We start from the raw sequence: 26,311 nt of genomic DNA, 5'->3' as shown, positions 1-26,311 counted from the left end.
CTAATTTAATTACTTCGCTATTTTCCCCAACTTCTTTTCTTAATTTACTAGCAATTTTTAACGATTTATTTTTTGGAAAAAAACATCTTTATTTACATAAAATTTGAATTATGTACATATTTCCTTTAATGTTATCGTTTCTTTTGCTCATACTAATAAAGCAAACGACTTCTTGAAAGGATTAGGTTATTATGCTAAATAAACAACAAATGTCCCATTTTCAAAAAGTATTAAATGAACAAAAACGTGATTTGGAAATTAGATTTGAACATAATGATAACTTAGATTTGAAAGATGGACATTACCATGAGTCTCTTGGAGAGCTATCCAGTTATGATAATCATCCAGGAGATGAAGGAACGGAGCTTTATGAACGCGAAAAGGATATTGCCCTTGCTGAACATTACCATCATGAATATATGGGGGTGTTAAATGCTTTAAAGGCAATTGATGAAGGAACATACGGAAAATGTGCGGAATGCTCTCAAGATATCCCGATAGAAAGATTGGAAGTTATTCCTACAACGCTTTATTGTAAGGAGCATTCTCCTGATCAGAAAATCTCTGAGAAACGGCCAGTGGAAGAAGAAATATTAATGCCTCCTTTCGGAAAATTCGATATGGATAATAAAGATGAATCTGTCGTATATGATGCCGAGGATTCATGGCAGGAAGTATCTAGCTGGGGAACATCGGAAACACCGTCTGATTTTGCTCATCCTGTTTATGACCATTATAATGACGTCTACACAGAAAGTGATGAGAATATTGGCTATGTGGAAGATTACGAGAACTTTGTCGGTGTGGATATAGATGGAAGAAATATAACGGTTTACCCTAATGAACAGCATAAACGCTATGAACAAAGTTTGGATGAAGAAGGAATTATGACTACGTTTGGTGACTTGCCTGCTTACGAGTATGAGCCTTATGTGGAAAATGATGAGTAAAAAATGGGTTGTCTTAAGAAGGTGTAATGCCTTTAGACAACCTTTTTATATTTTCGTCACGCTTTCCTCCTTATAAGAATATATTAAATATACTAAGGAGGATTTTTATGAATGATGATAACTGGTTAAGTTTAATGGATGAATGGCTGAAAAACCATTTTCTTGATCCGTTGACTTCCGTATTAGATGAAACTGAGTTTCGAATTGATGTGTACGAAACGGAGAAAGAATTTATCGTGGAAGCATTATTAGCGAATTGTCACGATAACAGCATCCATCTTTCTGTAACTAAAAATTTGCTTACTATTAAGGCAATAATGCAAGATTCTAATCTCCTCAAAGAAAAACAAAGATTAATTGAATTTCCGGTTTCAATTGATCAAAATCCAGTTTATGCTGTATGCACAAATGAAATTCTGGAAATTTTTATTCAGAAGAAAAAACAGCAAGACAAGAAACTAACATCTACGATTGACATTCAGTTTTTATAAGTTGAATTCTCTTTCATATGTCTTTTTTAAAACATAATATTGGATTCCTTTCGTATGCTTTAAAGCACTTTTGGCATGCTTTTTCGCTACATCCTTTTCCTCTTTTTTTATAGCGATTTCCGCTAATAGTGCTTCTTTCATCCATTTCTTATTTACCCTTGTTATCCATTGCTGGGCATCATGAAATTGTTGCTCTTCTATATTGATTAAGGCTAAATAATAGGACTTCATTTCCGAATGTTTTATTTTCTCAGCTTCTTCTCTAAGTCCAAGCGTTTTTCCAAAATAAAGAGAAAATAATATCGTGAATATTGGATAATGAGCTTGATATTTTTTTCGTTTCATTAGTTTCCGGTAGCTTACAATTACCCTTTTATCCTCTTTCACACTTAAAGCATGAACAAAGCTATAATAGGGATGCTTGTTATTCTTACTAAAAAGTTTTTCCAATCTCTCAATATTTCTAGTTGCATGAATACGATACCATGTTGTTATTAACATCGTTACAAATACAAGTACATAACAAATAAAGATGTTTAGAAATAGAGGAGATGTAAAATTGTCGAGTACAAAGAAAGTAATAATAGCTACAGCTACTCCGATTATAAATGTTCCAAAAGATACCAAAAATATTCCTCCTCTACATAAACCATGCGTCTGCTAGGTTTATGATTCCTTCTTCTATTTCCTTTTCTTTTAATCCTCCAAACCCTAATAACAGAGGGTAACTCGCCCTTTCCTCGGCAAAATATGGTTTTGTGGAATAAACGTTAATCCCTATTTTTTCTGCTTCTGATAGCAGGATAGCTTCATTTTTCAAAGCTATACGAATAAGCAAATGTAAACCTGCTTTTTCACCAATTATTTCCACCTTATTTCCCATATACCGCTTGATACATTGAATCAAAAAGATATATTTTCTTTCATATACTTTTCTCATACGCTTAATATGCCGTTCAAATTCTCCCTTTTGGATAAATTTCCCTAAAGCTTGCTGTAATAGCGGAGAGCACGGTTGAGTCTCGTTATACCTTTTCTTTTTCCATTTTTCTAGTAAAACATTAGGTAATACCATATAGCTTATTCTTAATGATGGTAAGAATGATTTAGAAAAAGTCCCCATATATATTACTCGATCATGCTGGTCAATTGCTTTCATACTTGGAATTGGCGAACCTTGAAAACGAAATTCGCTGTCATAATCATCTTCTACTATATACCCGTTCTCCCTTTCTGCCCACTCTAATAGCTCAATCCGCTTTGAAATAGGCATAATTTTCCCGGTTGGAAACTGATGGGAAGGGGTAATATAGACCAAATTACAAGAACTATTTAATAAAGAAGATAAGTCATGTCCATCTGTTTCTGATACTGGAATAGAAGATATAGAAAGCCCTTTTTCCTGGAATACATTGCGCACATCATTATAACCTGGCTCCTCCATCCCTATATGTAATGGGCAATCATTTAAAAGTGATAATACAACTTGGATTAGCTGCTCCGTGCCCGCTGTAATAACAAGCTGATCTGCTGTCGTCTGAATTCCACGTGACCTGTATAAGTATCCAGCCACTTCTTCTCTTAATTCTAATTCTCCCTGCTTATCTCCATAATTCATCCACCCATTTTGCTTGTCCTCCATTATTTCTTTCAGGGTCTTTTTCCAAGCATTTGTTGGAAAATTAGTCTGATCAATATCCCCATAATGAAAATCAACGGAATACTGTCCTGTTTGCTTTAAACTATTTTTATGGTTCCATTGCTTTTGTTCATTTTTATATTCATAACTAGGTAAGGAAACAACCGTATACCCACTTTTCTCTTTACTTTCCACATACCCTTCCAGCCATAATTGCTGGTATGCATCAATAACAGTATTTTTACTTATGTACAAATAACTTGCTAAATATCGAATGGATGGCAATTTTGTGCCCGCTTCTATCTTCCCTGTTAAAATTTCCGCTTTAAAATAATTATATAATTGCATATATACTGGCTCTGTAATTTCTTTATGCAAATGAATAGCCATATTCATACCCAAATTCTCCTTTTTCTCTCTGTTTTGTACCCTTAAAATTTCTGTAAACTGTGCCTATGTAATATACTCATTTCATTTTAAAATGAAGGAACCAGAAATGGAAGGGAATGATTTTGTAGTGCGACAATTATTTTTGGTGGAGGTAGGAGCAAAATGAACATAATCCAAGCAACAAAGAAAGACATCGGAGAAGTAGCTCGCTTATTTAATGAATATCGCATGTTTTATAAACGAGAAGATGATATCGTGAGTGCAGCAAGTTATATAAAGGAACGAATCGAAAACAACGAATCTGTAATCTTCGTTGTTCAAGACGGTGATGATTACATAGGTTTTACTCAACTTTATCCTAGCTATTCCTCTTTATCGATGAAAAGAACGTGGATATTAAATGATTTATATGTTGAAAAAAGAGCAAGAAAAAAAGGAATTGGAGAAATGTTATTACAACAAGTAAAAGAATACGCAAAGAATAGCGGAGCCAAGAGTCTAAGTCTTAGTACAGCTATAGATAATTTATCTGCGCAAAGATTATATGAGAAGAATGGCTATAAAAAAGATACGAAATTTTTTCATTACGAGTTAAATTTGAATAGTTAATCGTTCTTCCGTTTACTTTAGTCTAATAATTATTTTATGCAGAAGCTGTCTAACCAGGTTTCTGCATTTCTATTAGTTGTAGTTTGGCTGATTCCTCCCCTCTTTGGCTGATATTTTTCTGCTTTGGCTGATTTCCTACCCACTTTGGCTGATATTTTTTTACTTTGGCTGATTCCCTACCCACTTTGGCTGATATTTTTTTACTTTGGCTGATTCCCTACCCACTTTGGCTGATATTTTCCGGTTTTGTCCAGAATCCTCCCCCTTTTGTCCAATAATCTTGCACCACTAAAAAAAATCGTCCTAATTTCCAAAATCTCTTTTAATATTCACGTATTTTTTTCATAAATTAACAAACAATACCAATATAATGATGGTGGAGGTTTGTCTAATGAAAAAAGTACTTTTTACTTTTTTTCTTTTTTGTGGTTTATCTCTTCTAGCATCGCCTGTTGCCGCATCTCCAAGTGAAAAGGAGGTTGAGAGCTTAGCCGATAATTTGGGATGGACAACGGAAGACTTAGAAGAATATTTATCATTTAAAGGATTAAAAATAAGTGATTTTGATAATATACGTGTTTTAAAAAAACAACTTGGAACCCCAATCACGCCGTCTAATCTCAATAAATTACTTGTACAAAATTCGATGACACAGGAAGAATTAGATATTTTATTGGCGGGATTTCATGAAAGTATAGAAGATTTCTGGTTTTTAGAAGACTTAGAAGTAGCGATTGATTTTTATAAAAACCATGAAGATAAGATGCTGCAATTAGAAAAATTTCTCGAGAATATTGGCTTTGATGATAAGGAAAAACAACAATTTTATGGGCATCTAAATAAATTGGACCCTGCTTTTTTAGCTGCAAAAGTGGAGGATTGGAAACAGCAATTATCAACTTTTCTAGCTATGGACCAAGAAAGTGAAATAAGCGCAGAAAGAAACCAGGCATTAACGGATTTTTGGAAAGATTTTTTTACAGCAACCTCTTTAAAGCCAGTCATTATTAGCATAGACGATAACGGAAAAAGAAACGAACTTTCCTTGAATGATCTAAATCATAAACAGATGGATGCGACGGTGGCGATTGAATTATACGATCATGAGCAATTTTTAATTGGGGATGCAGTTGTGACATCTGATTTGGTTGCTTCTGTAGATGTTATCGACAAAGTGGTTGAATTGACGGAAGTGACAGAAGGTTTAGCCAATTTATATGCTGCTCAACTTCCTAATACAGCATCCTCTCTTCCTATTATCCTTTGCATCGGCTATATGCTAGTATTACTAGGGTTGTTGATAACATTTAGGAAAGCTCCCTATGAAAATTAGAAAAAAAATGGGGATTCTCTCTATCTTGATAGGATTGGGAATGATTCTCTATACTTTGTCTTGTTATTTAAAAGTGGAAACTATTACAAAACAACCGTTCCTTGCTAAAGATAGTCATGTAGTTTTCTCTCCAACTCAATTTTTAAAAGAAGGAGAAAAAATGGGAGTCATCCTCATGCCGAAATTAGAGAAAACGATTCCCATTTATGAAGGGGTAAGTGCTGAGGTTTTAACTAAGGGAGCAGGTCATTATCCAAAGAGTGCCTTACCCGGTGAAAACAACAATGTTGTATTGTCAGGACATCGCGACACCTTTTTCCGTTTCCTGAGAGATTTAAAAAAGAATGATTCCCTTATAATCCAAACAATGGAAAAAGAATATGAATATAAAATTACGAAATTCTCCATTGTCTCACCTAATGACCGAACCATTCTTACTCCTAAATCAAGAGCTGTCCTTACACTAACTACCTGTTATCCCTTCTCCTTTATAGGACATGCACCAAAAAGATATGTAGTAACTGCTGCGTTAATACATTCAGAAGAATTAGGAAAAAATAATCGATCAGAATAATTCTCAAACTGGTTAGAGCGATTTTTACATATGAATGTACCACAAGCTTATTATATCCCAAACAAATCACACGAAGGTTAAAGTGAACCTTCGTGTGATCATGCGGAAATTCTAGGCTATTTCCAAGTCTTTAAAAACACCCTTATTCTATTTTTCCATAAAAGGATTTTTGTAAATATTTTTGGTTGTTTTCCTTGCTTTTGCATTTCATACATACTTGCAATGGTAATTAGAATTGTTCCAGCAATTAATAAATATACCCACCAAGGAAAATTACCCCAATATGGTCTAGTTTGCAATAATACATTTAATATTAATACACCAATGCCAACAAAGAAATAAGATTTATAGCGGAAATAAAATCCTGATAAAATGGATATTACTGCAAGCACACCCAAAATGATGGCATCATAGATAGTATGAGAAAGATAGCCATCCATCGCTAAAAGCAAGGCCGAAATGGTTACGACACCCCATTCAATCTTCCTTAATAGACCCGACGCATGCTTGACGATTTTCTTTGCGGCAACCATAACGACAAGTACTGGTAACACCTTTAGCTCTGTCTCGATATATTTCTGGATAGAAATAATTGATAGCATAGAATAATATGGCAACATGAGTGTAACCAAGCCGATAAGTTGAGGTACCCATTGAATTTCTTTCCCCACCCTATTTTTCTGGATAAAAACTAGCAATGCGAGTAACACTCCCGGAATAACAATATCCCACTTTAAATTTGTTTCTATTGCGTATAAAGAGAAAATGGTAAGAAAACTTGCTAGGAAATAAAAATCAATCCACTTTTCTCCTTCTTCCTGCCACTTTGTAATGACTGGATATACAATAGTGCTAATAAGCATAAATATAACACCCCAAACCAGCGTAAAAAGATACCGGTCGATTGGCAGAAAGTCATGCATGAATACTTCATTATTCATAAATAGGAAAACTATTCCAATAAACGAGACAAGATATAGTTTTTCTAGATGGATAACAAGTAGCAGGAGTACAATATATAGAAGGATGACGATGTAAGTAATAATGGTAAAAGGTGAGGCAAACATCCAATATATTATCCCAACTGAACTAAATGGTAAGAAAAAGAAAACAAGTTCTTTCTTTTCTTTTTTCAGAAAATATATCCCGAACAACGCCATCGACATTACCATAAATGCGAGACTATAAGCGTTCCCTCCTGCAAAGCCAAAAGGAAGAGCGGCCGCTAAAAAGAAATAACTAGATAGATAGCTCCCATATCGAAATACCATTTTCACATATTTATTAGCAACTAAATAGACACTTATACTATAAGCAATAAATAAATAGATAAACGGAAGAAAGGAAACATTTTCTATCATTAACCGATCAATGATAATACTTCCGAGAATATAAATATGGGAAATCGTGAGAAATGGAAGCTTGAAAGATGTGTTTTTTAATCCTAAACCCATCATAAACATACCCATCCAGCCATACTTCATAAGTAGTTCAAAAGAAAGCGTATCTGTGTTCCAAATAGAACCTACAAGACTGAAATAGCTAATCAAACTAACGATCCCAATTAACCAGGCAATAAGGATATTTTTTATTTTTCGATACAAATCATAAAAAATAATAATTGATGCTAAATATACACCAGTAGTCACCCATTTATTTAGTGTGAAATATTCCAAAATTAATAGCAACCCAAATCCGTACATGATTTGCCCAATGAAATAGCCGTTTCTTCCCATATTCTTATCCGCTTTTTCATATAAATTACCTGTTAAGATGGTAAAGACACTTCCTAATGCAATCGACAATGGATGGCCTTGCTCTTGGATAAAACGGAAGGATTCTGCTGTTGTAAAATAAACACCAAAAACAGTAAACGGAATTATATAGGAAAGAAGTTGCTGCTGCGTTTTATTTTTTATGAAACGACTGCCGCTATATAGACTTAGGGCAATTCCTGCTATCATAAAAGGTATATACCATTTCCCTAAAAAGATTGCTGTTGATAAAAAGGCTATTAGTACCATCCAGGCAATATTATAAATGGCAGATGGCTTTCTAATATCCTGTAATGGATGCCATTTATTAAAAATACCTAACAAAAATAAAAGCCCTATATTAATCCCGTAGCTAACAAGGAAAAAACTGTCGGGATCTTTTATTAATGGAACTAACAGAGCAGCATTCCATAACGCCAGGTTGATAAAGAGAACTGGCAAATAACGAATAATTACATATGTCAGCCTTTTTGCTAAAAGGATGAATTCTACAGCCAGTAAGAGATACGCAAACACTAAATACAAACTTCCAGCGAGAAACAGTTCCCAATAAAAAAGAATGGTTACGAAAAATGTAGCTAAAGCAATGACAAAGCTTGTAAACTCCCAAACTTTCCCCCACTCTATCTTTCCTTTTAAGATAAAAACAAAAGAAAGAAGGAAAATACTAAAGCAAGCAAAGGCTATTGGCAATAAGTCTTCTAAAATTGGATAGGTAAAAATTCGATAAAGCCCAAAGGCTATAGCGATAGTTATGTAAAAATGATCATGCTTTCGTTTCGTTAATGCTACGGTCATCATAAATAGACTGCTGATTATCAAATAGTAAAAGCCATTTATCACACTGCTCTCAAACAAAAAAGTCATAAATAAAGCAGTTAAGATTAATTGAACTTGAACAATGGGTGTGAGTTCCTTCTGAAAATATTGAATCCATTTCATGTGCTGATACTTTAATAAAACATAGATGGTTATAAATTGATAGATGATCATAAAGAAGAAGAATCCATCTAGTGCTAATGGTAAAAAAGCAAGCAGAAAGGCAATCGTTCCAGTGATGGTCCCAATCGTTAGTATTTTATAAAGACGGGACTTTAAATAAACCGCTAGAGCTGCATATATAGGGAATAATACGAAACCAGCTATTACTCCTAATAAGAAACGTCCCTCGCCATACATAGAAAGATAGTCCCCTGCTAGCTGAAAAAAGCTTATTGACAAAAATCCTATTGGAAGAAAAAGACTCCCCAGGAGAAAGAAAGCAAAGGCTGTATGGTCGATCTTTATTATTTTTTTCGATAACATGGCAAAACCAAAAAATAAGATCGAAACAAAGAAAATAGATACTGCCTTCAACCAACCGGGCATAGAGTCCCAATTACTAGTTGCAACCACTAATCCACCTATTAATAATAGAAAAACTCCTAAATAAAGTAACACCCCTATATTTCGTTCGCGCAGCTGTTCTGGAGTATGTTGTTTCTTTTGTATGGAAGGCTGCTTTTTCTTTTCTTTTTTCTCCATTACTTTTACTTTTACTTTTTCTTCTTTTTCTCCATTTTCTTTTATCGTCTCGTCCTCTAAATACTTTTGGAAACCAGACTTAATATCGGTATAACTCGTTTCTGTTATATATTCCTTCGAATACAATGATTCTACCATCCGATTAAAAAAAATAATCATATTTTTTTGCATTGTATGCATCCTTTCTATAAACACATGCGTTTCATACCTTTTAAACTAATAGTGTAATTTTACAACGAAGTTATTTATTTTTCAATATATTTTATTTTCAAAAAAAGAGGATATTCTTCTTATATAGCGAATTTATTTTCCATATCGAAATAATTGGAGGAATGGATAGAATGGATGTTATTCAACAATATTTAAAAGAAAAAAGAAAAGACCACTTAGAGGAATTATTTTCCTTTTTATCATTAGAAAGTATTAGTGCCCTTCCAGAACATAAAAAAGATATAGATAGAACCGCAGAATGGTTAGTGAACGCTTTAACAAAAGCTGGATTAGAGAATGCTGCCATTCATCAAACAAGCGGCAATCCTGTCGTTTATGCAGATTGGCTGCATGAGGAAGGGAAGCCGACCGTATTGGTGTATGGACATTATGATGTTCAGCCAGTTGATCCCCTTGAATTATGGGAATCTCCTCCTTTCGCACCTGAAATTCGCAACGAAAAGCTTTATGCTAGAGGAGCCAGTGATGATAAAGGCCAAGTTTTTATGCATATTAAAGCAATCGAAGCAATTCTTAAAACGACAGGTTCTTTACCAGTAAATATTAAATTCTGCATCGAGGGAGAAGAGGAAATTGGCAGTCCAGCTTTGCCGTCTTTTGTAGAAGCAAATAAGAAGTTATTAAGTGCCGATGTCATCGTTATTTCAGATACAGGGATGATGGAAGAAGGAAAACCAACGATTTGCTATGGTTTAAGAGGATTATGCGGGATGGAAATCCATGTGAAAGGCCCAAAAAGCGATCTGCATTCTGGGTTATTTGGAGGAGCAATTCACAATCCTATTACTGCTTTAAGCCACCTCTTAGCAAGTTTTCATGACGATAATGGAGTCATTTCTGTGGAAGGCTTTTATGATCGGGTAATTTCTTTAACAAGGGAGGAAAAAGATGCTTTTGCAGCATTGGAAATCACAGATGAATCAATTATCGAACAAACCGGCTCTCCTTCCCTATTTGGAGAAACAGAGTTCACTACTTTAGAAAGACTTTGGGTACGCCCAACCCTTGAGATAAATGGAATTAAAGGTGGATTTCAAGGAACTGGCGTCAAAACAGTTATCCCTTCTGAAGCGAGTGCAAAAATAACATGTAGACTAGTTCCAGCGCAAGATCCAGATGAAATCGTTGCTTTATTAAAGAAACATATTGAAAAGCATAAGCCAAAAGGAGTGGATGTAACAGTTCAATTATTTGACAAAGGCAATCCCTATGTTACTCCCTTTGATCACAAAGCTATTCAGGCCGCTGGAAGAGCGTATGAAAAAGTATATAAAGTACCTACTTCCTATACACGAGGCGGAGGATCTATTCCTATCGTAGCAGCTTTTGATCAAATTTTACATTTACCAGTTGTCTTAATGGGATTCGGCTTACCAGATGAAAACTTCCATGCTCCAAATGAACATTTTCATCTCAAAAACTATGACAAAGGATTAGAAACAATCTGTCATTACTGGTTCGATCTGGCAGAGGTGTGGTGAAAATAGCGAACTAACACTAAATATCAAAACAGCTCCCATCCCCTTGCTTTTTTAAAGGATAATCCTCCACTAGCATGGATAATGGGAGCTGCTTTATTTAAACTACCAATTTAGCTAATTAATTTCCAACCCTTCGTAGGTTGTATGGTCTATTTTCTCAAAATACTCATTTTGTTTTCCGTTTTCGATATACATAGTCAGTTCATGCATTGCTCTTGTACAAGCTGTGTAAAATAATTCTTTCTCTAATTCGCCTTCATAACTAGAAGCATTATAAAGGATAACTCCATCAAACTCAATTCCTTTTGCTAAATAGGCCGGTATGACAGATACACCTTTTTCATAAGAAGTTGTTCCTTTTTGAATAAAACGAACATCCACTTTTGCTTTAAGTCGTTTATATACTTCCTTACTTTCTTCAATTGTTTTGCAAATGATCGCAATTGTTTTATGGCCTTTTTCCTTCCACTCTTCCATTCGCTTTTGGATGTCCTTTATTTTCTTATCCCCATTTGCCACATTTACGACTGTAGGTTTTTCACCATGGCGATTAAATGGTTCAATTAAATCTCCATTTACAGTCAAGCCTCTTGTAAACTCTATTATTTCCTTTGTTGAACGATAACTTTTCATTAACTCTATTCGTTCTACTTCTCCGCTCTCTTCATTCCTAACAATCTCATTGTGATGATGCGCATAAATAGCTTGGTTAATATCCCCTAAAAGAGTCATTTTACTATATGGAAATAGTTCCTTCAAATAGTTAATTTGGAAATCAGAATAGTCTTGTGCTTCATCAATAAATACTTGGCGAATACCAGACGTAGATTTTTTCCCTTCTAGTTTATCTTTTAGGTAGGCAAAAGGAGTTCCATCTTCATACGCCAGAAAGCTTCGATTGAGATTAGCAATCGTTTGTGTTCCTATCGTTTGCCACTCTTTCTCTGTTAACTCTTTAGGACAAGGTAAATGAAAAATGTTTTTGTAGATTGATGCAATATCAATAAATCGCATTTTTTTTATGGAAGCATAAATTGATTTAAAATATCGATTTACAATAAACTTACGTAAAAACTTTTCCTCTTCCTCGAAATAAGCAAACTCTTGCTCTTTCCCATTTTTCATTTCAGATGCATGGTATGCTTCTAAATATTCCTCTTTATCTAGCAGCTGAATTTCTTCCTCCACCCAAGGCTGCTTTCTTTCTACTTTAGCATGTTTTTTCATTTCTTTTTGTGCCCATTCAATTAATAATTGCATTCGATTGGGAATCGTGATAGTGCTATCCATTTCGTAAAATTTCCTCGTCAGTTCTTCACTAGAGATAAATACTTTTTTCCGAAACATAATATCCTTAAATACAATCCCATCATTCTGAAGATGTTGAAGATATTCATCGATTAGCTCTTTAAATGCAACACTACTTTTATATTGAATACTTATTAATCTTTGCGCTTTTTTTGCCTTGTCTGTTTCTGTTAACAAATACTCTAATTGAGAAAAGGAGTCTTCCACTTGATAAGATTTGCCAATCCTTGATTGCAAATACTCATAAAAGGTGGACTGACGCATATTCTCTTCTCCCAGCTCTGGCAGTACAGTGGAAACATAACTATTAAATAATGGGTTGGGCGAAAATAGCATAATATTATCCGATTTTAATGTATCTCGGTGTTTATATAATAAATAGGCAACTCGTTGCAAAGCAACGGAAGTTTTCCCACTTCCAGCAACTCCTTGGACAAGCAAGTATTTACTTTTATCATTTCGAATAATTTGATTTTGTTCCTTTTGGATAGTAGCAACAATTGATTTCATCATGGAGCTGGCATTATTACCAAGCACCTCTAGTAATAACTCATCTCCAATAGTAACACCAGTATCAAATAAGCTAATTAGCTTTCCATCACGGATAATAAATTGTCTTTTTAATAATAATTCCCCATCAACTTTACCACCTGGTGTTTGATAAGACGCTGGTCCTGGTGAATAATCATAATAAACACTAGAAATTGGCGCCCTCCAATCATATATGTAAAACTCTTCATTCTTTTTATCCATGAACGAACGTATGCCAATATATACCGGTTCAGTTTCCTCCCCCTCTTCCTTAAAATCTATCCTACCAAAGTAAGGAGAATCCTTTAATTTATGAAGAACCTTTTGCTGTTTATGGATCTGTCCATATGTTCGCTCACGCTCACCAAGTAGCTCTGCTTGCTGCTTAATACTTGTAAATGTTTCAATGACATCATCTGGTTCATCTAAGTTTACAGTAACATCTTCCCAGAAACTAGAACGCAGCTGGCTTACATCACCGCCAATATGGTTAATATCAGTTTCTAATACTGTTAGCTTCTCTTCAATTTGTTGACGAACAAAATCTATTCGCTTTTGTTCCTGGTCTTTTTCTAGTTCTTCTTTATTGTTCATAGTGTCTCCACCCCTAATCAATTATCTTGACAAGCAGAATCATTTTGTGATATCATTAATATAGAAATAATATAATCTTTTCTAAAAATGAATTCACTAACAGATTCATTTATTTTAACATATCTATCAACAAATTACCATTATTATAAGAATAGACATCCCATATCCTTTACGGATATGGGATTTATTATGTGTTTAGTTATATTTTTGCCATGTTCTTTTTGATTGAAACCTAATCCCTTCTCTCATTTTTAAACAGTGAGAGAAAATGACCTCCTGCATGGTCACAAAATCTAGATAGGCCATAATCCGAATGATGATAAATAGCCTCTCCAGCATAAAGAAAATATTTCTTCCTCTAATGCCAGATAACAAGATATAGCTAAAATAATATAAAATGTCGCTATTTTATTAACAATAAAAAAGTCCCTTCCCACATACTGGAAAGAGACTTTTTAAATGCTTATTCTTCCGGTGATTCTTCTGAATCAGTCTTACTAGTATTACTTTTTATATAATTATAATCCTCACGGTTTATTGGGGTAAATCCATCTGGTTTATGGAATCGCAATAAATCCTTCATCACAATGCTATCAGATGCTTGTAGTTCAGCAGCAGCTGCTTCCGCTTGTTCTTTTCCTTTTTCTGCATCCACTAACTCGCCGTTAGCATCATAATAGTTATCACCTATTTTTGTTAGTGTAGGAGAAACAAAGTCACCGTTTCTAAATGGAACTGTTTCACGATGCTGCTCAGAAAGTAAATCAGAACCAACTTGTAAATAGTCCTTTGTATCAATACCAAGAAGATGCATTAACGTTGGCATTACATCTACTTCGCCGCCGTATTTGCTTACGACATTCCCTTCAACACCTGGTACATGAATAAATAATGGTACACGTTGTAACTGCGTGTTCATAAATGGTGTGATTTCCTCTTCACCAAGTACTTGGGCCATTGCTTTATTATGATTTTCAGAAATTCCATAATGGTCACCATACATAACAATTACTGAATTATCATATAATCCTGATTCTTTAAGTTCTTTAAAGAATAAACGGATTGATTCATCTAAATAATGAGCAGATTGGAAGTAATGGTTAACAGCATTGTCACCAAAGTCACCTGCTGGGAAGTCCGTATCTCCCTCATCCATTTCAAATGGATGGTGATTAGATAGCGTAATGAACTTTGTATAGAATGGTTGCTTTAACCCTTCAAGCAGAGGCATACTCTGTTCAAAGAACGGTATATCCTTCATACCATAGTTTTTTGTATTTTCTTCTGACATATCATAATACTCTGCGTCAAAGAATTTATCATATCCAATCGTTTTATACATTTCATTACGATTCCAGAATGTTTTATAATTCCCATGAAATGCAGCGGATGTATAACCTTCCCCTTTTAGAATAGCTGGTGCTGATTGTAATGTATTTTGCGCTTTGTTTACAAAAACAGCTCCTTGGGACATTCCGTATAGAGAATTTTCCATCATAAATTCCGCATCAGATGTTTTTCCTTGTCCTGTTTGGTGGAAGAAATTATCAAAATAAAATGTATTGTCATCTTTAATGAGTGAATTTAAAAATGGTGTTACTTCTTCTCCATTTAATTTGTAATTAATAATAAAGCTTTGTAGGGACTCTAATGAAACGTAAATAACGTTTTTGCCCTTTGCAACTCCGAAGTATTTGTCATTTGGTTCTGCATAATTAGCACTAATAAAGTTTTGTACTTCCGTAATGTCGCTGCTGTCTGCCAATGCTCTTTGACTTTCCGAACGAGCATTTTGGACGATATCATATATAGTGAAGTTATATGCACCTAAATATTTCACTAAATAGTTTCTATCAAATGAACGACTTAATAATTGCGGGCGGTCTGCCTCCGCTAAACCTAAATTAATAACAAATGTCAAAATAGCTAGTGCAAAAACTGATTTTGCTGCTTTTCTATTTTTTTGTATCGTAGGTTTATATGCTTTTGTTGCAAGTAATACGATTAAAATAATAACATCAAGGAAATAAAGTATATCATAAGGTTTAAGTAACGATAAAATACTGTCACTTAATTGACCACCATTTACTTTCACCTGCATTACTACTGGAACTGTTATAAAGTCAGTAAAGAAGCGATAATAGACTATGTTTGCATATAATAAAGCTGACATTAATGCCGTATTTATCGTAATATAAATAGGCTGTGCTTTCCCTTTAACAAATAAAGCAAGTCCAATAAAGAGCAACGCAGAGCTCAATGGATTAATAAATAGTAGAAATTCCTGCATAGGCCCTTGGACACCAATGCTAAACTCTACCTTATAACCAATATACGTTTTCAACCAAAATAAAATTATGGCGATTAAAAAGAAAGAAGAATGTTTTGTTAAAAATTTGCGAAATAATTCTACTGTACCTTTCAATCCCGTTCACCTCAATTCAAATAATTAACAATTTTTAATATAATATTTATTTTCCCTTAATAAGTGCTACCTTATCTACATATGATACTGCTCTTCCTTTTGTTCATCTCTTTATGAAGTAGCAGATGATGAAATGACGTAATCCATTATAACACATCATTTTTATAATGGTCATTTCTTTTTCTTCCTATTAATGTAAATTTTCATTAATTGGATTTCAAATCAACCCCATCTTACATTAAATGAATGAATATTGCCAGCGATATCTATATTTATACGAAAAAAAGAAAGAAAAGCACATGTTTTGTGTTTTTTCGACAAGAATGTATATTAACATTTCTTTTACAAAAAGAAAATGGTAAATACTCACAACTCTTTCTTACTACCCTAAGATTAAGTCAGTTAAACAGCGGATAAGCATATTTAATCTTTCTATTATTAATAGTATAATGATTAGGATATTAAAAGGAGGAATTCTACTTGGTACAAATTAATCAAAAAGAGTATTTCGATTTATTAGAGCAAATATTGAATGTTACAAGTCCTTCAGGTAACACAGAAACCATTATTCAATTAATGGAAAAATACTTACATAGCGCAAATATTTCAACTTATCGAAATAATAAAGGGGGATTAATTGCAACTATTCCAGGCAAAATCTCAGAAAAGCAGCGGATGCTGACTGCCCATGTTGATACACTTGGTGCTATGGTAAAAGAAATTAAAGCAAATGGTCGACTTCGCTTAGATTTAATTGGCGGATTTACGTATAACAGCATTGAAGGAGAAAATTGTGTAATTGAAACTTCTTCTGGCAAGACATATACAGGCACTATTCTCCTTCATCAAGCATCTGTTCATGTATATAAGGAAGCAAGAACTGCTGAGCGTAATCAAGCCAATATGGAAGTTAGAATTGATGAAATCGTAAAAAACCAAGAAGATGTAAAAAAACTAGGCATTTCTGTTGGCGATTTTGTTTCTTTTTATCCACGTGTGGAGATTACCCCATCTGGATTCATTAAATCAAGGCATTTAGATGATAAAGCTAGTGTGGCAATTCTGTTATTACTAATGAAAAAAATGACAGAGAATAATATCGAACTTCCGTATACAACTAATTTCCTTCTTTCCAATAATGAGGAAATTGGCTATGGAGGCAATTCCAATATTCCAACCGAAACAATCGAATATATGGCTGTTGATATGGGAGCAATGGGAGACGGACAATCTACAGACGAATATACTGTCTCCATCTGTGTGAAAGATGGTAGCGGACCATATCATTATGCCTTACGAAAACATCTTGTTCAATTAGCTGAAAAACACGAGGTTCCCTATCAACTAGATATTTATCCATATTATGGATCAGATGCATCTGCAGCAATACGATCTGGTCATGATATTAAACATGCATTAATCGGACCAGGTATCGATTCCTCTCATGCATACGAACGTACTCACTTTTCGTCTATTAAGGCAACAGGTCAATTGATTTATCATTATCTGTTAAGTGATTTAGTCTAATTTTCTATCCAACTATCAATGGGCTGTAAGACGTTCACGTTATGAGATTGTAAGGCGTCCAGATAGATAGCAGTAGTGCAACTATCCATACATAGTGGTTTCTTAATAGAAAAAAGAGGATGACATCTTTTATTATGAGTCACCCTCTTTTTTGTTATTCAGGCCTTTTCCCTTTTTGCAATTCCTCTATTGTTAAACCAAAATCCATTTGTAAATGGGGATAATCTTTAAAGTTTGCCCAATCGCCACCCCATTGAAAACCTAAAGATTTTGCTATTTCTACCACTTCTGACCAATCACTTTTGCCATTACCGTTTCCATCATATTTCATATCCCAAATAACAACTCCATTAATATCCATAAGGGCAAAATCAATAGCTAGTCCATAATTATGATATGACTGTCCCCCTTTTGCATTTGTGACAATAGAACCTTCGCTCGTTCTACCTTGCTCATATAAGCGATCCTGTTCCTCTACACTTCTGAAGTCCTCTGTGATAACTACCCGAATTCCAATATTACCAGCTTTTTTAACAAGAATATCCTTCTTCTCATTTACAACCGGGTTTAATTCAACAGGCATTGGAACATCCCTATAATCAGGCTGGTTTAATTTCCAATATAATAGAAGAATAGAGAAAAAAATCAATATAATAAATAAGCTTCTTCCATGCTTCTTTCTTTTTTTTCTCAAAATACCGCTCCCAGCTTCAAAAGTTATTATTAGGTTTTACACCAAAATGTATTTCTTTATCGTAAATATTCAAATCGGGTAGTACTTCCCGTTTGCCCAGCGATTACCTCGAGCCTAATTTCCATTCGATCTTTCAATTCTGGAACATGGGAAATCACCCCAACTAATCGACCTGAATTTTGAATGTCCATCAATGTTTCAATTGCTTGATCCAAGGATTCTGGGTCTAATGTACCGAAACCTTCGTCAATAAACATTGTTTCAAGGGAAATACCGCCAGCAAAGTTTTGCACAACATCACACAATCCTAATGCTAGGGCTAGTGAAGCTTTAAAACTTTCTCCGCCTGACAGTGTTTTTACATGTCTTTCTTGACCAGTATATTGGTCAAATACGAGTAACTCTAAACCACTTTGGACATTTCCTTTTGATCGGTCACTCTTGCGGACAAGCTGATATCGACCGCTCGTCATTTTATTTAACCTGCTATTTGCTTGAAGCAATATTTCATCCAGGAAAGAAGCTAGTACATAGCGTTCAAAAGTAATTCGCTGAGCATTTTGTCCTCGGGAAATATCATATAAGTGGCCGACAAGTTTATACTGATTTTCTAGATCCTTTACTTGTCGATTTATTTCAATCACCTGATTATATATTTCTTTATTTTCTTTCTGCTTTATTAACATATTTGTATGTTCTTCCTGCAATTTATCTGCTTCTTCAATAATTGTCTTAAGTTTGTTTTGAAGATCTTCCGTGTTCGGAATGGTAATATCTTTAAGCGTCTCTTCTAAATCCCTTAATCGATCGGAAACAGACCGACATTCTTCTCGGTAAGCTTGGACTGATGCTTTTAACTTTTCCACTTCCTTTTCCAACAATTTACTATCTGAATAAGAGCGATAGGTTGGAAATCCTTGCTTTGTCATGCTTTCTAAAAAAATCTCTCTTTCTGTCTGCAAGCTATCAGTTAGCTGTTTGATTTGTTTTTGTACGCTTTCAAACCGAACGGATTCTTTTTGCCAATTTTCTTTCGTCATCTGTACTTTTTCTTGCGCTAACTTAAATTGAGCTTCTAACTTCTCTAACTGAAGCGAACTTTCCTTCCATACTGTTTTATACTGTGATAGAACACGCAGTTCAGCTGGAATGACATCTTTCATATTTTTCCATGTCGTATTATGTTCCGTATATTGGATAGTAGTATCTCGCATCGCTACTGCAATTTTTTCAAGCTCAGATTGCAATTCCTGATACTCGCGCTCAGCACTAACAAGAGATTGTTCCATCTTATCTCTTTCTGTCAATTGTTCCTCAAGTCTCTTCTGTTCGGTCTCAATTCTGTGAAGTTCGCTTTTAATCGTATTTACTGCTATCGTACTCTCTTCATTAGTAAAAGCTGGGTAAACATCTTTCACTTTCATTAGCTTATTTTGGGCATCTTTCGCTAATAATTTCCATTGCGTATTTGCTTCAAGCCAAGCCGCTTCTGCTTTTGCTTTTTCCTTTTCTATTGCTTCAAAATCCTTTTTCGCATTCTTACGGTCTTCCTCCGTCGCATTATCATCGTGATTCCTATTTATTGCCGGATCAGGATGATGAACACTTCCACATACCGGACAAGCCTCATCTTGCTTTAAGCTGCTCGCTAAAATAGATGATTGATTAATAAGCCATTTTTTTTCTAGCTCTTCTACTAATCCTTTTGCATCTTCTACTCTTCTTAATGTATTATCTAGCAATTTTTTCTTTGCTTCTGCATCTGCCTTTTGTCTCATCCCGCGATTAAGTACTTCTAAATAATCATTCATTTTCTCTAAAATAGATTGTAAATTCCGAAGCTTGTCTTTGTTTTCTAGCAGCATTTCCTTTATCCCGTCTAACTGCTTTAAACGTTCTTTCATATTTTGTATCCTTACTTCTTTCTCTTTTCGTTGAGTTTGAAGTAATTTTTCCTTGTCACCTATACTATCTAAATCTTTTTTTATCGTTCTTAGTTTTCCTTCTACTTCCGCGAAACGAAAGACATCCTTCTCCACATTTTTTAAATCGACAAGATAGTCAGCTAACTGTTTACGTTCTACTTCTTTGTCAACCTCTTGTTTAAGTTGTTTTTCTGCCTCCGTTAATTGAATATTAAGCTTTTCCAAGTTGAATTGAATTGTTTTCTCTTCCAAATTTCTGTCATCGATTTGTTTTTTTAAATGGTGGCAAATTTCTTCCTGCTGGGCAAGAAGTGCTGCTTTTTGCGCCTTATTAATTTTATTTTCTTTTTCTGTATATTCCTTCTGTTGACTATTTAGTTCATTTATACGAGCAGAAAGCTCTTCTTTAAGCTTTATTTGTTTTAATATAGATTCCGCTTCATATAAATGTTGCTTCAAACTATCTCGTTCTTTGTTTTTTCGGTCCAATTTTTTCTGTATTTTTTCTATCTCCGCTCCCATTAATACAATTTCCTGTTCTAACAGGGGAAGAATCGCCACATCATTTTCTCGATCTGATTCCAATTGAGTGATGAGATCCTGATGATAAACTGCCGTTATTTTCGATAAAGCATTAGTACGTAACAGGACTTTTTGTTCCACTTCTTTTTTTAGTGCTTGTGCTTGTTCCCTTAATTTCTCTTCAATCCGCTTATACATTTCCGTATGGAATAATCTCTGTAATATATTTTCTTTTTCTTTGCTATCGGAAGTAAGTAATCTACGAAATTCTCCTTGCGGGATCATGAGAATTTGCCGAAACTGATTGCTGTCAATTTGCATAATCTCCCTAACTTTTTCATCGACATCACGGATAGAGGAGGCAACAAGTTGTTCATTTCCCTCTGCATCAAACGTATATAATTCTGCCTTAGCACCGATAGTTGTATATCCATCTCCTCTTTCCTTTTTCTTCTCTTGCTGAGGTGATCTTGTAATTAAATATCGCTTTTCTTTTAACTTAAATTCAAAACTGACTTCTGTTAACAAGGAGTCTTCAGCAAACTGGCTTCTTAATTCTGGACCATTGCGGTCTTCTCCACTTGCTTTCCCGTATATCGCATAACTAATTCCGTCAAAAATCGTTGTTTTCCCAGATCCAGTTTTTCCAGAAATAACAAACATAGTACGATTTCCTAAAACAGTAAAATCAATGACTTCTTTTCGTGCATATGGTCCAAATGCTTGCATCGTTAGCTTTAACGGTCTCATTTAGCACCCTCCTCTCTTAGAACCTGATTAATAACCGAAGTCATCCATTCCTGTTTTTCTTGCGTAAAATCAGCTGTTGTCATTTCTTCATAAAAAGAAGCAAATAACTCTAGTTCGTTTTTTTGAACTTCTTTTTGAACTTGTAAAATACTCTTTTCTTTCCGGTCTTTGTTTTCTATTTTTCTTTCTAAATGAAGGACATTCGGATAGACTTGTCGTAATTTTTGTATCGGATCAAGAATTGCCCCTTCATCAAGTAATGTAATTTTTAGATAATCATCTACTTTTTGCTGCTGATAATAGGAAACGTCTAGCAATTCTTCTAAGTGGCCTTCTAATTCTCGCATATCTCTTTTCGGCATAAGCGTTTGATAATTTTGTGTGAAATTCCCTTTTTCATCTATTTCAATAATAGATACTGACTTCTTTTGATTTGCCTCGGAAAAAGAGTATTTCATTAGTGATCCTGAGTACTTTACAGTTGGATGATGAATAGCATCTGGACTATGTAAATGACCCAATGCTGTATAAGAGAAGGGCGCAAATAATTCCGCACCGACACATCCAGATCCGCCTACAGATAATATTCTCTCAGAATCTGTTGTTTTTCCGCCAAGTACAAAACTATGCCCTATGAATACATTTGGCTCATTTACATTTAAATTACTTTCAATCTTGCCGATGATTGCTTTCATAGCATCATGATGATTAAGGATAGTATCGTCCGCTAATAATTTTCTTACCACTACTGGCTCACAGTATGGCACTAAATAAAAATTCACTCCCGAAAATGAAATCGGAATAAAGCTATTTTCTATTTTACCGTTTAAATAAAAACGATTCTTCTGATACCAAGAGCTACCAAAAGATAATCTTTCTGCACTATCATGATTACCGGAAATAGCAAGAATCGGAGTATTTAACTCGACATTAATAAAATATAATACTTCATCCAATAGATTCACTGCATCAGTCGGAGGAATCGAGCGATCATATAAATCACCAGCAATAATAACTGCATCTGGTTTTTCTTTCTCCACTAGTTCCATAAATTGTGCTAGCATAAATCTTTGGTCCTCTGTCATGTATAAACCATGCACTAATTTTCCTAAATGCCAATCGGCTGTATGAATAAATTTCATCACATTCACCTCTATGTTTGAAAAAACTACTTACACTTTTTTTGTATATTCATTATAAATAAAAGAATATATTCTTTTATTATAACAAACTATGAAAAGATGAGGATGTGGGAGAAGGAGTAAATCAATTATTTCTATAAAAGGAGTCATTATTCGTTTGACAGATTATCAAAAGAAAAAGGCCAAACCAATTTTTTGGTCTGACCTTTTATATATGAAGAATAGCTATCCTTATATTTTAGTAACGTTAGCTGCTTGAGGTCCACGAGCACCTTCAACAACTTCAAATGATACGTCTTGGCCTTCTTCTAGAGATTTAAAGCCTTCTACTTGAATCGCTGAGTAGTGTACAAATACGTCATTGCCATCTTCAGCTTCAATGAATCCAAACCCTTTTTCTGCATTAAACCATTTTACTTTACCGTTTTTCATGTAAAAAAATCCTCCTAAAAAAGCTTGCTAGCTTCATCTTTAAATTACCATTTTCACGCATAAGCATTTGGCTATTAATCTCTCATTTTAAGTTGTTGATTGAATAAATAACATACTAAATACGTCAATAACGGTTAATGTAAATTTAACATTTTTAACTATTATTGTCAATAGAAAACCCTTTCATTTTTCGGATAATTATAATTTCGGGTCATTTTTTAAGCGATTTACTACTTTTTGATTAATTCTGGTAAACTCTGAATAGATTTTATCATTATATCTAGCTTTGTTTCGATACGATTCAGCAGATAAAAGCTGATAACTATCGGAAACCCTACTTGGCTTATAAATGATATAACCTCATCCACTCTGAACGCCTCCCAATAAAGTTACCTATTACGTTTTAGGTGTATCAATTATTCCCAGCGTAATAGGTAAACTGTTAACTTGCTATTTATACGTTAAATTTCATAATCTGTAATCTTTCTTTCCACTAGTCGAATTCCTTTTACCGCCGTTAAATCACCGTTATTTGAAGTAAAAACTTTGGATGCAATAATACTTTGCATGACAGATAATATTTCTTCAGACTTAACTGGTTCAATCGGACTTTCAAGGGATAATTTTGAACTTTTACCATTATTCGTTTCAAATGTTATCTCTAGTGTTTTTGCCATTATGATTTCTCCTTTCTATTTTTTTCTCTAATGTGTAAATCACTAAGCTTCTACTTCTACAATTTCTGAAATATCATTTCGTTCAACTGAATATAAAGAATAGGTCACTAATGATGTCAGTCCTTGTGCAGCTGCGTAAATTTGTTCTGGAGTAGCTGTTTCATTTAAATTTCTAAACGTCTTTATTACAAGATTCGGATCCCCATTTTCTTTCATCCCATTTAGAAAAGCCAACTTTAAACTTGCTTCATTCCAAAGTGCCTGTGCCATTGCCTCTCACCTCCTTTCAACTATTACATAGAGAGAAAAAGACAAAAAGGACAGTTGTTTTTTTACAAGCATGCTAATAGTACTTTCTGAAATGAGAATGGTTATGTAAACAATCAGATTTTCTCATCAGTGCATATGATAATCATGTAAAATAAAGGAGGGAAGATACTTTGGAATGGTTACAGGGTTTTCTACTAGAACATTATTATATATTAGTACCTGTCCTATGGATTATTGGCTATGCGCTTAAACAAACCCCCATTATCTCTGATTGGTTGATCATTTGGATTCTTCTTCTAACCTCCATTTCCTTAGCTGCTTTTGCTTATGGAATGACATTTGAAGCTATAACAAATGGAATTATCGCAACAGGCGTATCTGTATTTGGACACCAGCTTGTAAAACAGACGATTTTTAAGGATAAATCCAAATAGTAATGATGACAAATTAAAGTAGGACTGCTCGATGAAGGATCTATCACGATAAGAGTCGATTTCCTTTTGGCTACTGCAAAAGAATAATCGACTCTATCATTTAAATTTTTGAATCGTTGAATCCACTTATTGTGTTATAAAAAATTAATATAAATTTACATATTATTATTGGAGTGGTCTAGTTGAAGAAAGTTTATATTATAAGACATTGTGAGGCTGAAGGCCAGCTTTCAGAAGCACACCTTACGGATAAAGGATTTAAACAAGCAATAGAAATATCTAATTTTTTTGCTGAAATTAATATCGACCGTATTATTTCGAGTCCTTATAAGCGTGCTATTCAATCGATACAGCCACTTGCAACGCGATTAAATCTGGAGATAGAGATTAATAGAAAATTAACAGAACGTGTATTAAGCACTGAAAGTCTTTCTGACTGGTTAGATAAATTAAAAGCAACTTTTGAAGATATTGAGTTAACATTTGAAGGTGGAGAGTCCAGTCAGGAAGCAATGAAACGAATAGTAAATATTGTAGAAGACGTTTTTAACAGTGAATCTGAAAATACACTTATTGTTACACATGGGAATCTAATGTCATTACTTTTAAATTTTTATAATAAAAATTTCGGGTTTGAGGATTGGCAAAATCTTAGTAATCCTGACATATACCTTTTAAAAAATGTCGGTAATAAAGTAATTTATGAACGTTTATGGAAATAAAAAATAGCATAAGTTCAGGTAGATTATGAATCTTATCATCTGCTTTTGATTAGCCCAAAACCGCGACAAATGTAAGAAACTTGCTGCTGTCTATTAATTCAATCACCTTTATTATTTCTAATCTTTGTATATGTATTGACCTCTTTCTCCATCTCTTTTAGCTAAAAAACTAGCTGGATATGTAATCATCCAGCTAGTTTTTGTGTATATGTTAATTAGTTGTACTTAAATTCTTTGTTAATTTTTTATAGTTAATAAACATGGCAATTCTCCATGGAACAATCATACAAAAAGCAAGCATCCAAAACATGCCTCCTAATGGGCCAACATCGATGGAACTACTTAGAATAAACTTGGCCACAATTCTAATTGCTAAAAGTCCAAATAATATATAGATAAATGCTTTTGAATTAATTAAATATATATCATTATCTTTTATTTCAAATTTTGTTGTTTTAATTAATAAAAAAGAAAATAAGATTCCAGCAATGGCTGCTTCTAAAATTTCTTGTCCACTAATACGAAAGTATGGAAAAATAAACATTAAAGCTCCAGTACTCATAAAAAAAGGCGGCAATATAATTTTCTTTGGTGAAACTGGCTTTTTAGCCGCTTTCATTCTCATAACCATAAAAAAGACGCCCATAAACACTGCGATACATGTTGAAATTATGACAGAAGTCATAGAAAAACCCCTTTACTAACCTTTTATCAATGCTTTAGAATACTTTTAATCTTACCATTAAGATAAGTACGCTGTCTATTTATATAAATAGACACAAAGAAAAACGGATACGATTATATCATATCCTCTAAAAGCATTTACTATATTTGTTATTTTAAAACTCGATTTATTGCATCTAATACTCGGGTATCATCAAAAGGCTTCACGATAAAATCCTTCGCACCAGCTTCAATTGCTTCTACCACCATTTTTTGCTGGCCCATTGCTGAACACATAATAATTTTTGCCTGGGGAAATTCTTTCTTAATTTCTTTAACTGCGTCTAATCCGTTCATCTCTGGCATTGTAATATCCATTGTGACCAAATCTGGATCCAATTCACGGTATAATCTTATTGCTTCCTTCCCGTTTTCCCCTTCTCCAACAACTTCATGATTCGCTCTAGTTAAAATGTTTGAGAGTGTTAATCTCATAAACTTTGCATCATCCACAATCAATATTCGAGCCATCTTACTTCCTCCTCAACAACCGAAAACACCATATCTAATAGGTAAATAAATTAATAATACCTATCCAATATAGCGAATCTTTATCATAATTTCAATGTATTTCGGCATTATTCTTTACAAATCATGGGATAAAATTATGTAATTCATCCTATTATAAATATCATACT

At 34.0% G+C, this 26,311-nt stretch carries 23 protein-coding genes; 9 read left to right on the top strand and 14 right to left on the bottom strand.

Annotated elements, in window-relative coordinates; translation table 11 throughout:
- Nucleotides 1-191: 191 nt before the first annotated feature.
- A complete protein-coding gene (locus NSQ89_RS08955; RefSeq protein ID WP_341132506.1) occupies nucleotides 192-950 on the top strand; it encodes a TraR/DksA C4-type zinc finger protein in 759 nt (252 codons plus the stop codon).
- A 107-nt stretch (nucleotides 951-1,057) separates the two neighbouring features.
- Nucleotides 1,058-1,441, top strand: a complete 384-nt coding sequence (locus NSQ89_RS08950) for an Hsp20 family protein (RefSeq protein WP_047943500.1) — start codon at nucleotides 1,058-1,060, stop codon at nucleotides 1,439-1,441.
- Here NSQ89_RS08950 and NSQ89_RS08945 read toward each other — a convergent pair.
- Together NSQ89_RS08945 and pdxR are read right to left on the bottom strand one after the other, a co-directional pair.
- A complete protein-coding gene (locus tag NSQ89_RS08945; RefSeq protein ID WP_341132505.1) occupies nucleotides 1,436-2,068 on the bottom strand; it encodes a hypothetical protein in 633 nt (210 codons plus the stop codon). The genes NSQ89_RS08950 and NSQ89_RS08945 overlap by 6 nt on opposite strands.
- Nucleotides 2,069-2,081: 13 nt before the next feature.
- A complete protein-coding gene (pdxR, locus tag NSQ89_RS08940; RefSeq protein WP_341132504.1) occupies nucleotides 2,082-3,476 on the bottom strand; it encodes a MocR-like pyridoxine biosynthesis transcription factor PdxR in 1,395 nt (464 codons plus the stop codon).
- Between the two features lie 156 nt (nucleotides 3,477-3,632).
- On the opposite strand from pdxR, the gene NSQ89_RS08935 reads away from it, so the two are divergent.
- From NSQ89_RS08935 to NSQ89_RS08925, 3 genes are all read left to right on the top strand, one after another.
- The gene (locus tag NSQ89_RS08935) at nucleotides 3,633-4,079 is read left to right on the top strand and encodes a GNAT family N-acetyltransferase (RefSeq protein ID WP_144546013.1); all 447 of its coding nucleotides are present in this window, start codon (nucleotides 3,633-3,635) and stop codon (nucleotides 4,077-4,079) included.
- Between the two features lie 391 nt (nucleotides 4,080-4,470).
- Nucleotides 4,471-5,412, top strand: a complete 942-nt coding sequence (locus NSQ89_RS08930; protein WP_341132503.1) for a processed acidic surface protein — start codon at nucleotides 4,471-4,473, stop codon at nucleotides 5,410-5,412.
- On the top strand, nucleotides 5,402-5,986 hold the full coding sequence (locus tag NSQ89_RS08925) for a class D sortase (RefSeq protein WP_095321478.1): 585 nt from the start codon (nucleotides 5,402-5,404) through the stop codon (nucleotides 5,984-5,986). Before NSQ89_RS08930 ends, NSQ89_RS08925 begins: the two co-directional genes overlap by 11 nt.
- Before the next feature lie 116 nt (nucleotides 5,987-6,102).
- Here NSQ89_RS08925 and NSQ89_RS08920 read toward each other — a convergent pair whose 3' ends face one another.
- On the bottom strand, nucleotides 6,103-9,456 hold the full coding sequence (locus NSQ89_RS08920; RefSeq protein WP_341132502.1) for an SCO7613 C-terminal domain-containing membrane protein: 3,354 nt from the start codon (nucleotides 9,454-9,456) through the stop codon (nucleotides 6,103-6,105).
- Between the two features lie 161 nt (nucleotides 9,457-9,617).
- On the opposite strand from NSQ89_RS08920, the gene NSQ89_RS08915 reads away from it, so the two are divergent.
- A complete protein-coding gene (locus NSQ89_RS08915; protein ID WP_418789663.1) occupies nucleotides 9,618-10,997 on the top strand; it encodes a dipeptidase in 1,380 nt (459 codons plus the stop codon).
- 114 nt (nucleotides 10,998-11,111) lie between these two features.
- Here the strand turns inward: NSQ89_RS08915 and helD are convergent, their stop codons facing one another.
- Together helD and NSQ89_RS08905 are read right to left on the bottom strand one after the other, a co-directional pair.
- The gene (gene helD, locus NSQ89_RS08910) at nucleotides 11,112-13,430 is read right to left on the bottom strand and encodes an RNA polymerase recycling motor HelD (protein ID WP_341132501.1); all 2,319 of its coding nucleotides are present in this window, start codon (nucleotides 13,428-13,430) and stop codon (nucleotides 11,112-11,114) included.
- A 463-nt stretch (nucleotides 13,431-13,893) separates the two neighbouring features.
- Complete coding sequence (locus tag NSQ89_RS08905) at nucleotides 13,894-15,855, bottom strand: LTA synthase family protein (protein ID WP_341132500.1); 1,962 nt, start codon at nucleotides 15,853-15,855, stop codon at nucleotides 13,894-13,896.
- 480 nt (nucleotides 15,856-16,335) lie between these two features.
- Between NSQ89_RS08905 and NSQ89_RS08900 the strand changes: the two genes are divergently transcribed.
- On the top strand, nucleotides 16,336-17,382 hold the full coding sequence (locus NSQ89_RS08900; protein ID WP_047943491.1) for a M42 family metallopeptidase: 1,047 nt from the start codon (nucleotides 16,336-16,338) through the stop codon (nucleotides 17,380-17,382).
- A 154-nt stretch (nucleotides 17,383-17,536) separates the two neighbouring features.
- Here NSQ89_RS08900 and NSQ89_RS08895 read toward each other — a convergent pair whose 3' ends face one another.
- From NSQ89_RS08895 to NSQ89_RS08865, 7 genes are all read right to left on the bottom strand, one after another.
- Nucleotides 17,537-18,076: a M15 family metallopeptidase gene (locus tag NSQ89_RS08895; RefSeq protein WP_341132499.1), complete on the bottom strand. Its 540-nt coding sequence runs from the start codon at nucleotides 18,074-18,076 to the stop codon at nucleotides 17,537-17,539.
- 56 nt (nucleotides 18,077-18,132) lie between these two features.
- Complete coding sequence (locus NSQ89_RS08890) at nucleotides 18,133-21,273, bottom strand: SMC family ATPase (protein ID WP_341132498.1); 3,141 nt, start codon at nucleotides 21,271-21,273, stop codon at nucleotides 18,133-18,135.
- A complete protein-coding gene (locus tag NSQ89_RS08885) occupies nucleotides 21,270-22,415 on the bottom strand; it encodes an exonuclease SbcCD subunit D (RefSeq protein ID WP_047943488.1) in 1,146 nt (381 codons plus the stop codon). The genes NSQ89_RS08890 and NSQ89_RS08885 overlap by 4 nt, the downstream gene beginning before the upstream one ends.
- Nucleotides 22,416-22,646: 231 nt before the next feature.
- Nucleotides 22,647-22,847: a cold-shock protein gene (locus tag NSQ89_RS08880; RefSeq protein WP_031537602.1), complete on the bottom strand. Its 201-nt coding sequence runs from the start codon at nucleotides 22,845-22,847 to the stop codon at nucleotides 22,647-22,649.
- 230 nt (nucleotides 22,848-23,077) lie between these two features.
- The gene (locus NSQ89_RS08875; RefSeq protein WP_047943487.1) at nucleotides 23,078-23,215 is read right to left on the bottom strand and encodes a YvrJ family protein; all 138 of its coding nucleotides are present in this window, start codon (nucleotides 23,213-23,215) and stop codon (nucleotides 23,078-23,080) included.
- A gap of 93 nt (nucleotides 23,216-23,308) precedes the next feature.
- A complete protein-coding gene (locus NSQ89_RS08870) occupies nucleotides 23,309-23,524 on the bottom strand; it encodes a DUF2922 domain-containing protein (RefSeq protein ID WP_047943486.1) in 216 nt (71 codons plus the stop codon).
- A 42-nt stretch (nucleotides 23,525-23,566) separates the two neighbouring features.
- Complete coding sequence (locus NSQ89_RS08865) at nucleotides 23,567-23,794, bottom strand: DUF1659 domain-containing protein (protein ID WP_328283663.1); 228 nt, start codon at nucleotides 23,792-23,794, stop codon at nucleotides 23,567-23,569.
- 170 nt (nucleotides 23,795-23,964) lie between these two features.
- Between NSQ89_RS08865 and NSQ89_RS08860 the strand changes: the two genes are divergently transcribed.
- The gene (locus tag NSQ89_RS08860) at nucleotides 23,965-24,228 is read left to right on the top strand and encodes a phage holin family protein (RefSeq protein WP_047943484.1); all 264 of its coding nucleotides are present in this window, start codon (nucleotides 23,965-23,967) and stop codon (nucleotides 24,226-24,228) included.
- Nucleotides 24,229-24,410: 182 nt separating this feature from the next.
- Nucleotides 24,411-24,950 carry a histidine phosphatase family protein gene (locus NSQ89_RS08855; RefSeq protein ID WP_047943483.1) on the top strand — a complete coding sequence of 180 codons (540 nt, stop codon included), beginning with the start codon at nucleotides 24,411-24,413 and terminating at the stop codon, nucleotides 24,948-24,950.
- A 211-nt stretch (nucleotides 24,951-25,161) separates the two neighbouring features.
- On the opposite strand, the gene NSQ89_RS08850 is transcribed toward NSQ89_RS08855, so the two are convergent.
- Nucleotides 25,162-25,635, bottom strand: coding sequence for a CcdC family protein (locus tag NSQ89_RS08850; RefSeq protein WP_047943482.1), 474 nt, complete (start codon nucleotides 25,633-25,635; stop codon nucleotides 25,162-25,164).
- Between the two features lie 149 nt (nucleotides 25,636-25,784).
- Nucleotides 25,785-26,144, bottom strand: a complete 360-nt coding sequence (locus NSQ89_RS08845) for a response regulator (protein WP_047943481.1) — start codon at nucleotides 26,142-26,144, stop codon at nucleotides 25,785-25,787.
- Between the last annotated feature and the right edge of the window lie 167 nt (nucleotides 26,145-26,311).

It is taken from the genome of Niallia sp. FSL R7-0648 (genome assembly GCF_038007005.1).
Lineage (GTDB): Bacteria > Bacillota > Bacilli > Bacillales > Cytobacillaceae > Niallia > Niallia circulans.
Note: the sequence above shows the minus strand (reverse complement) of the source record. Positions and strands in the feature narration are given on the sequence as shown.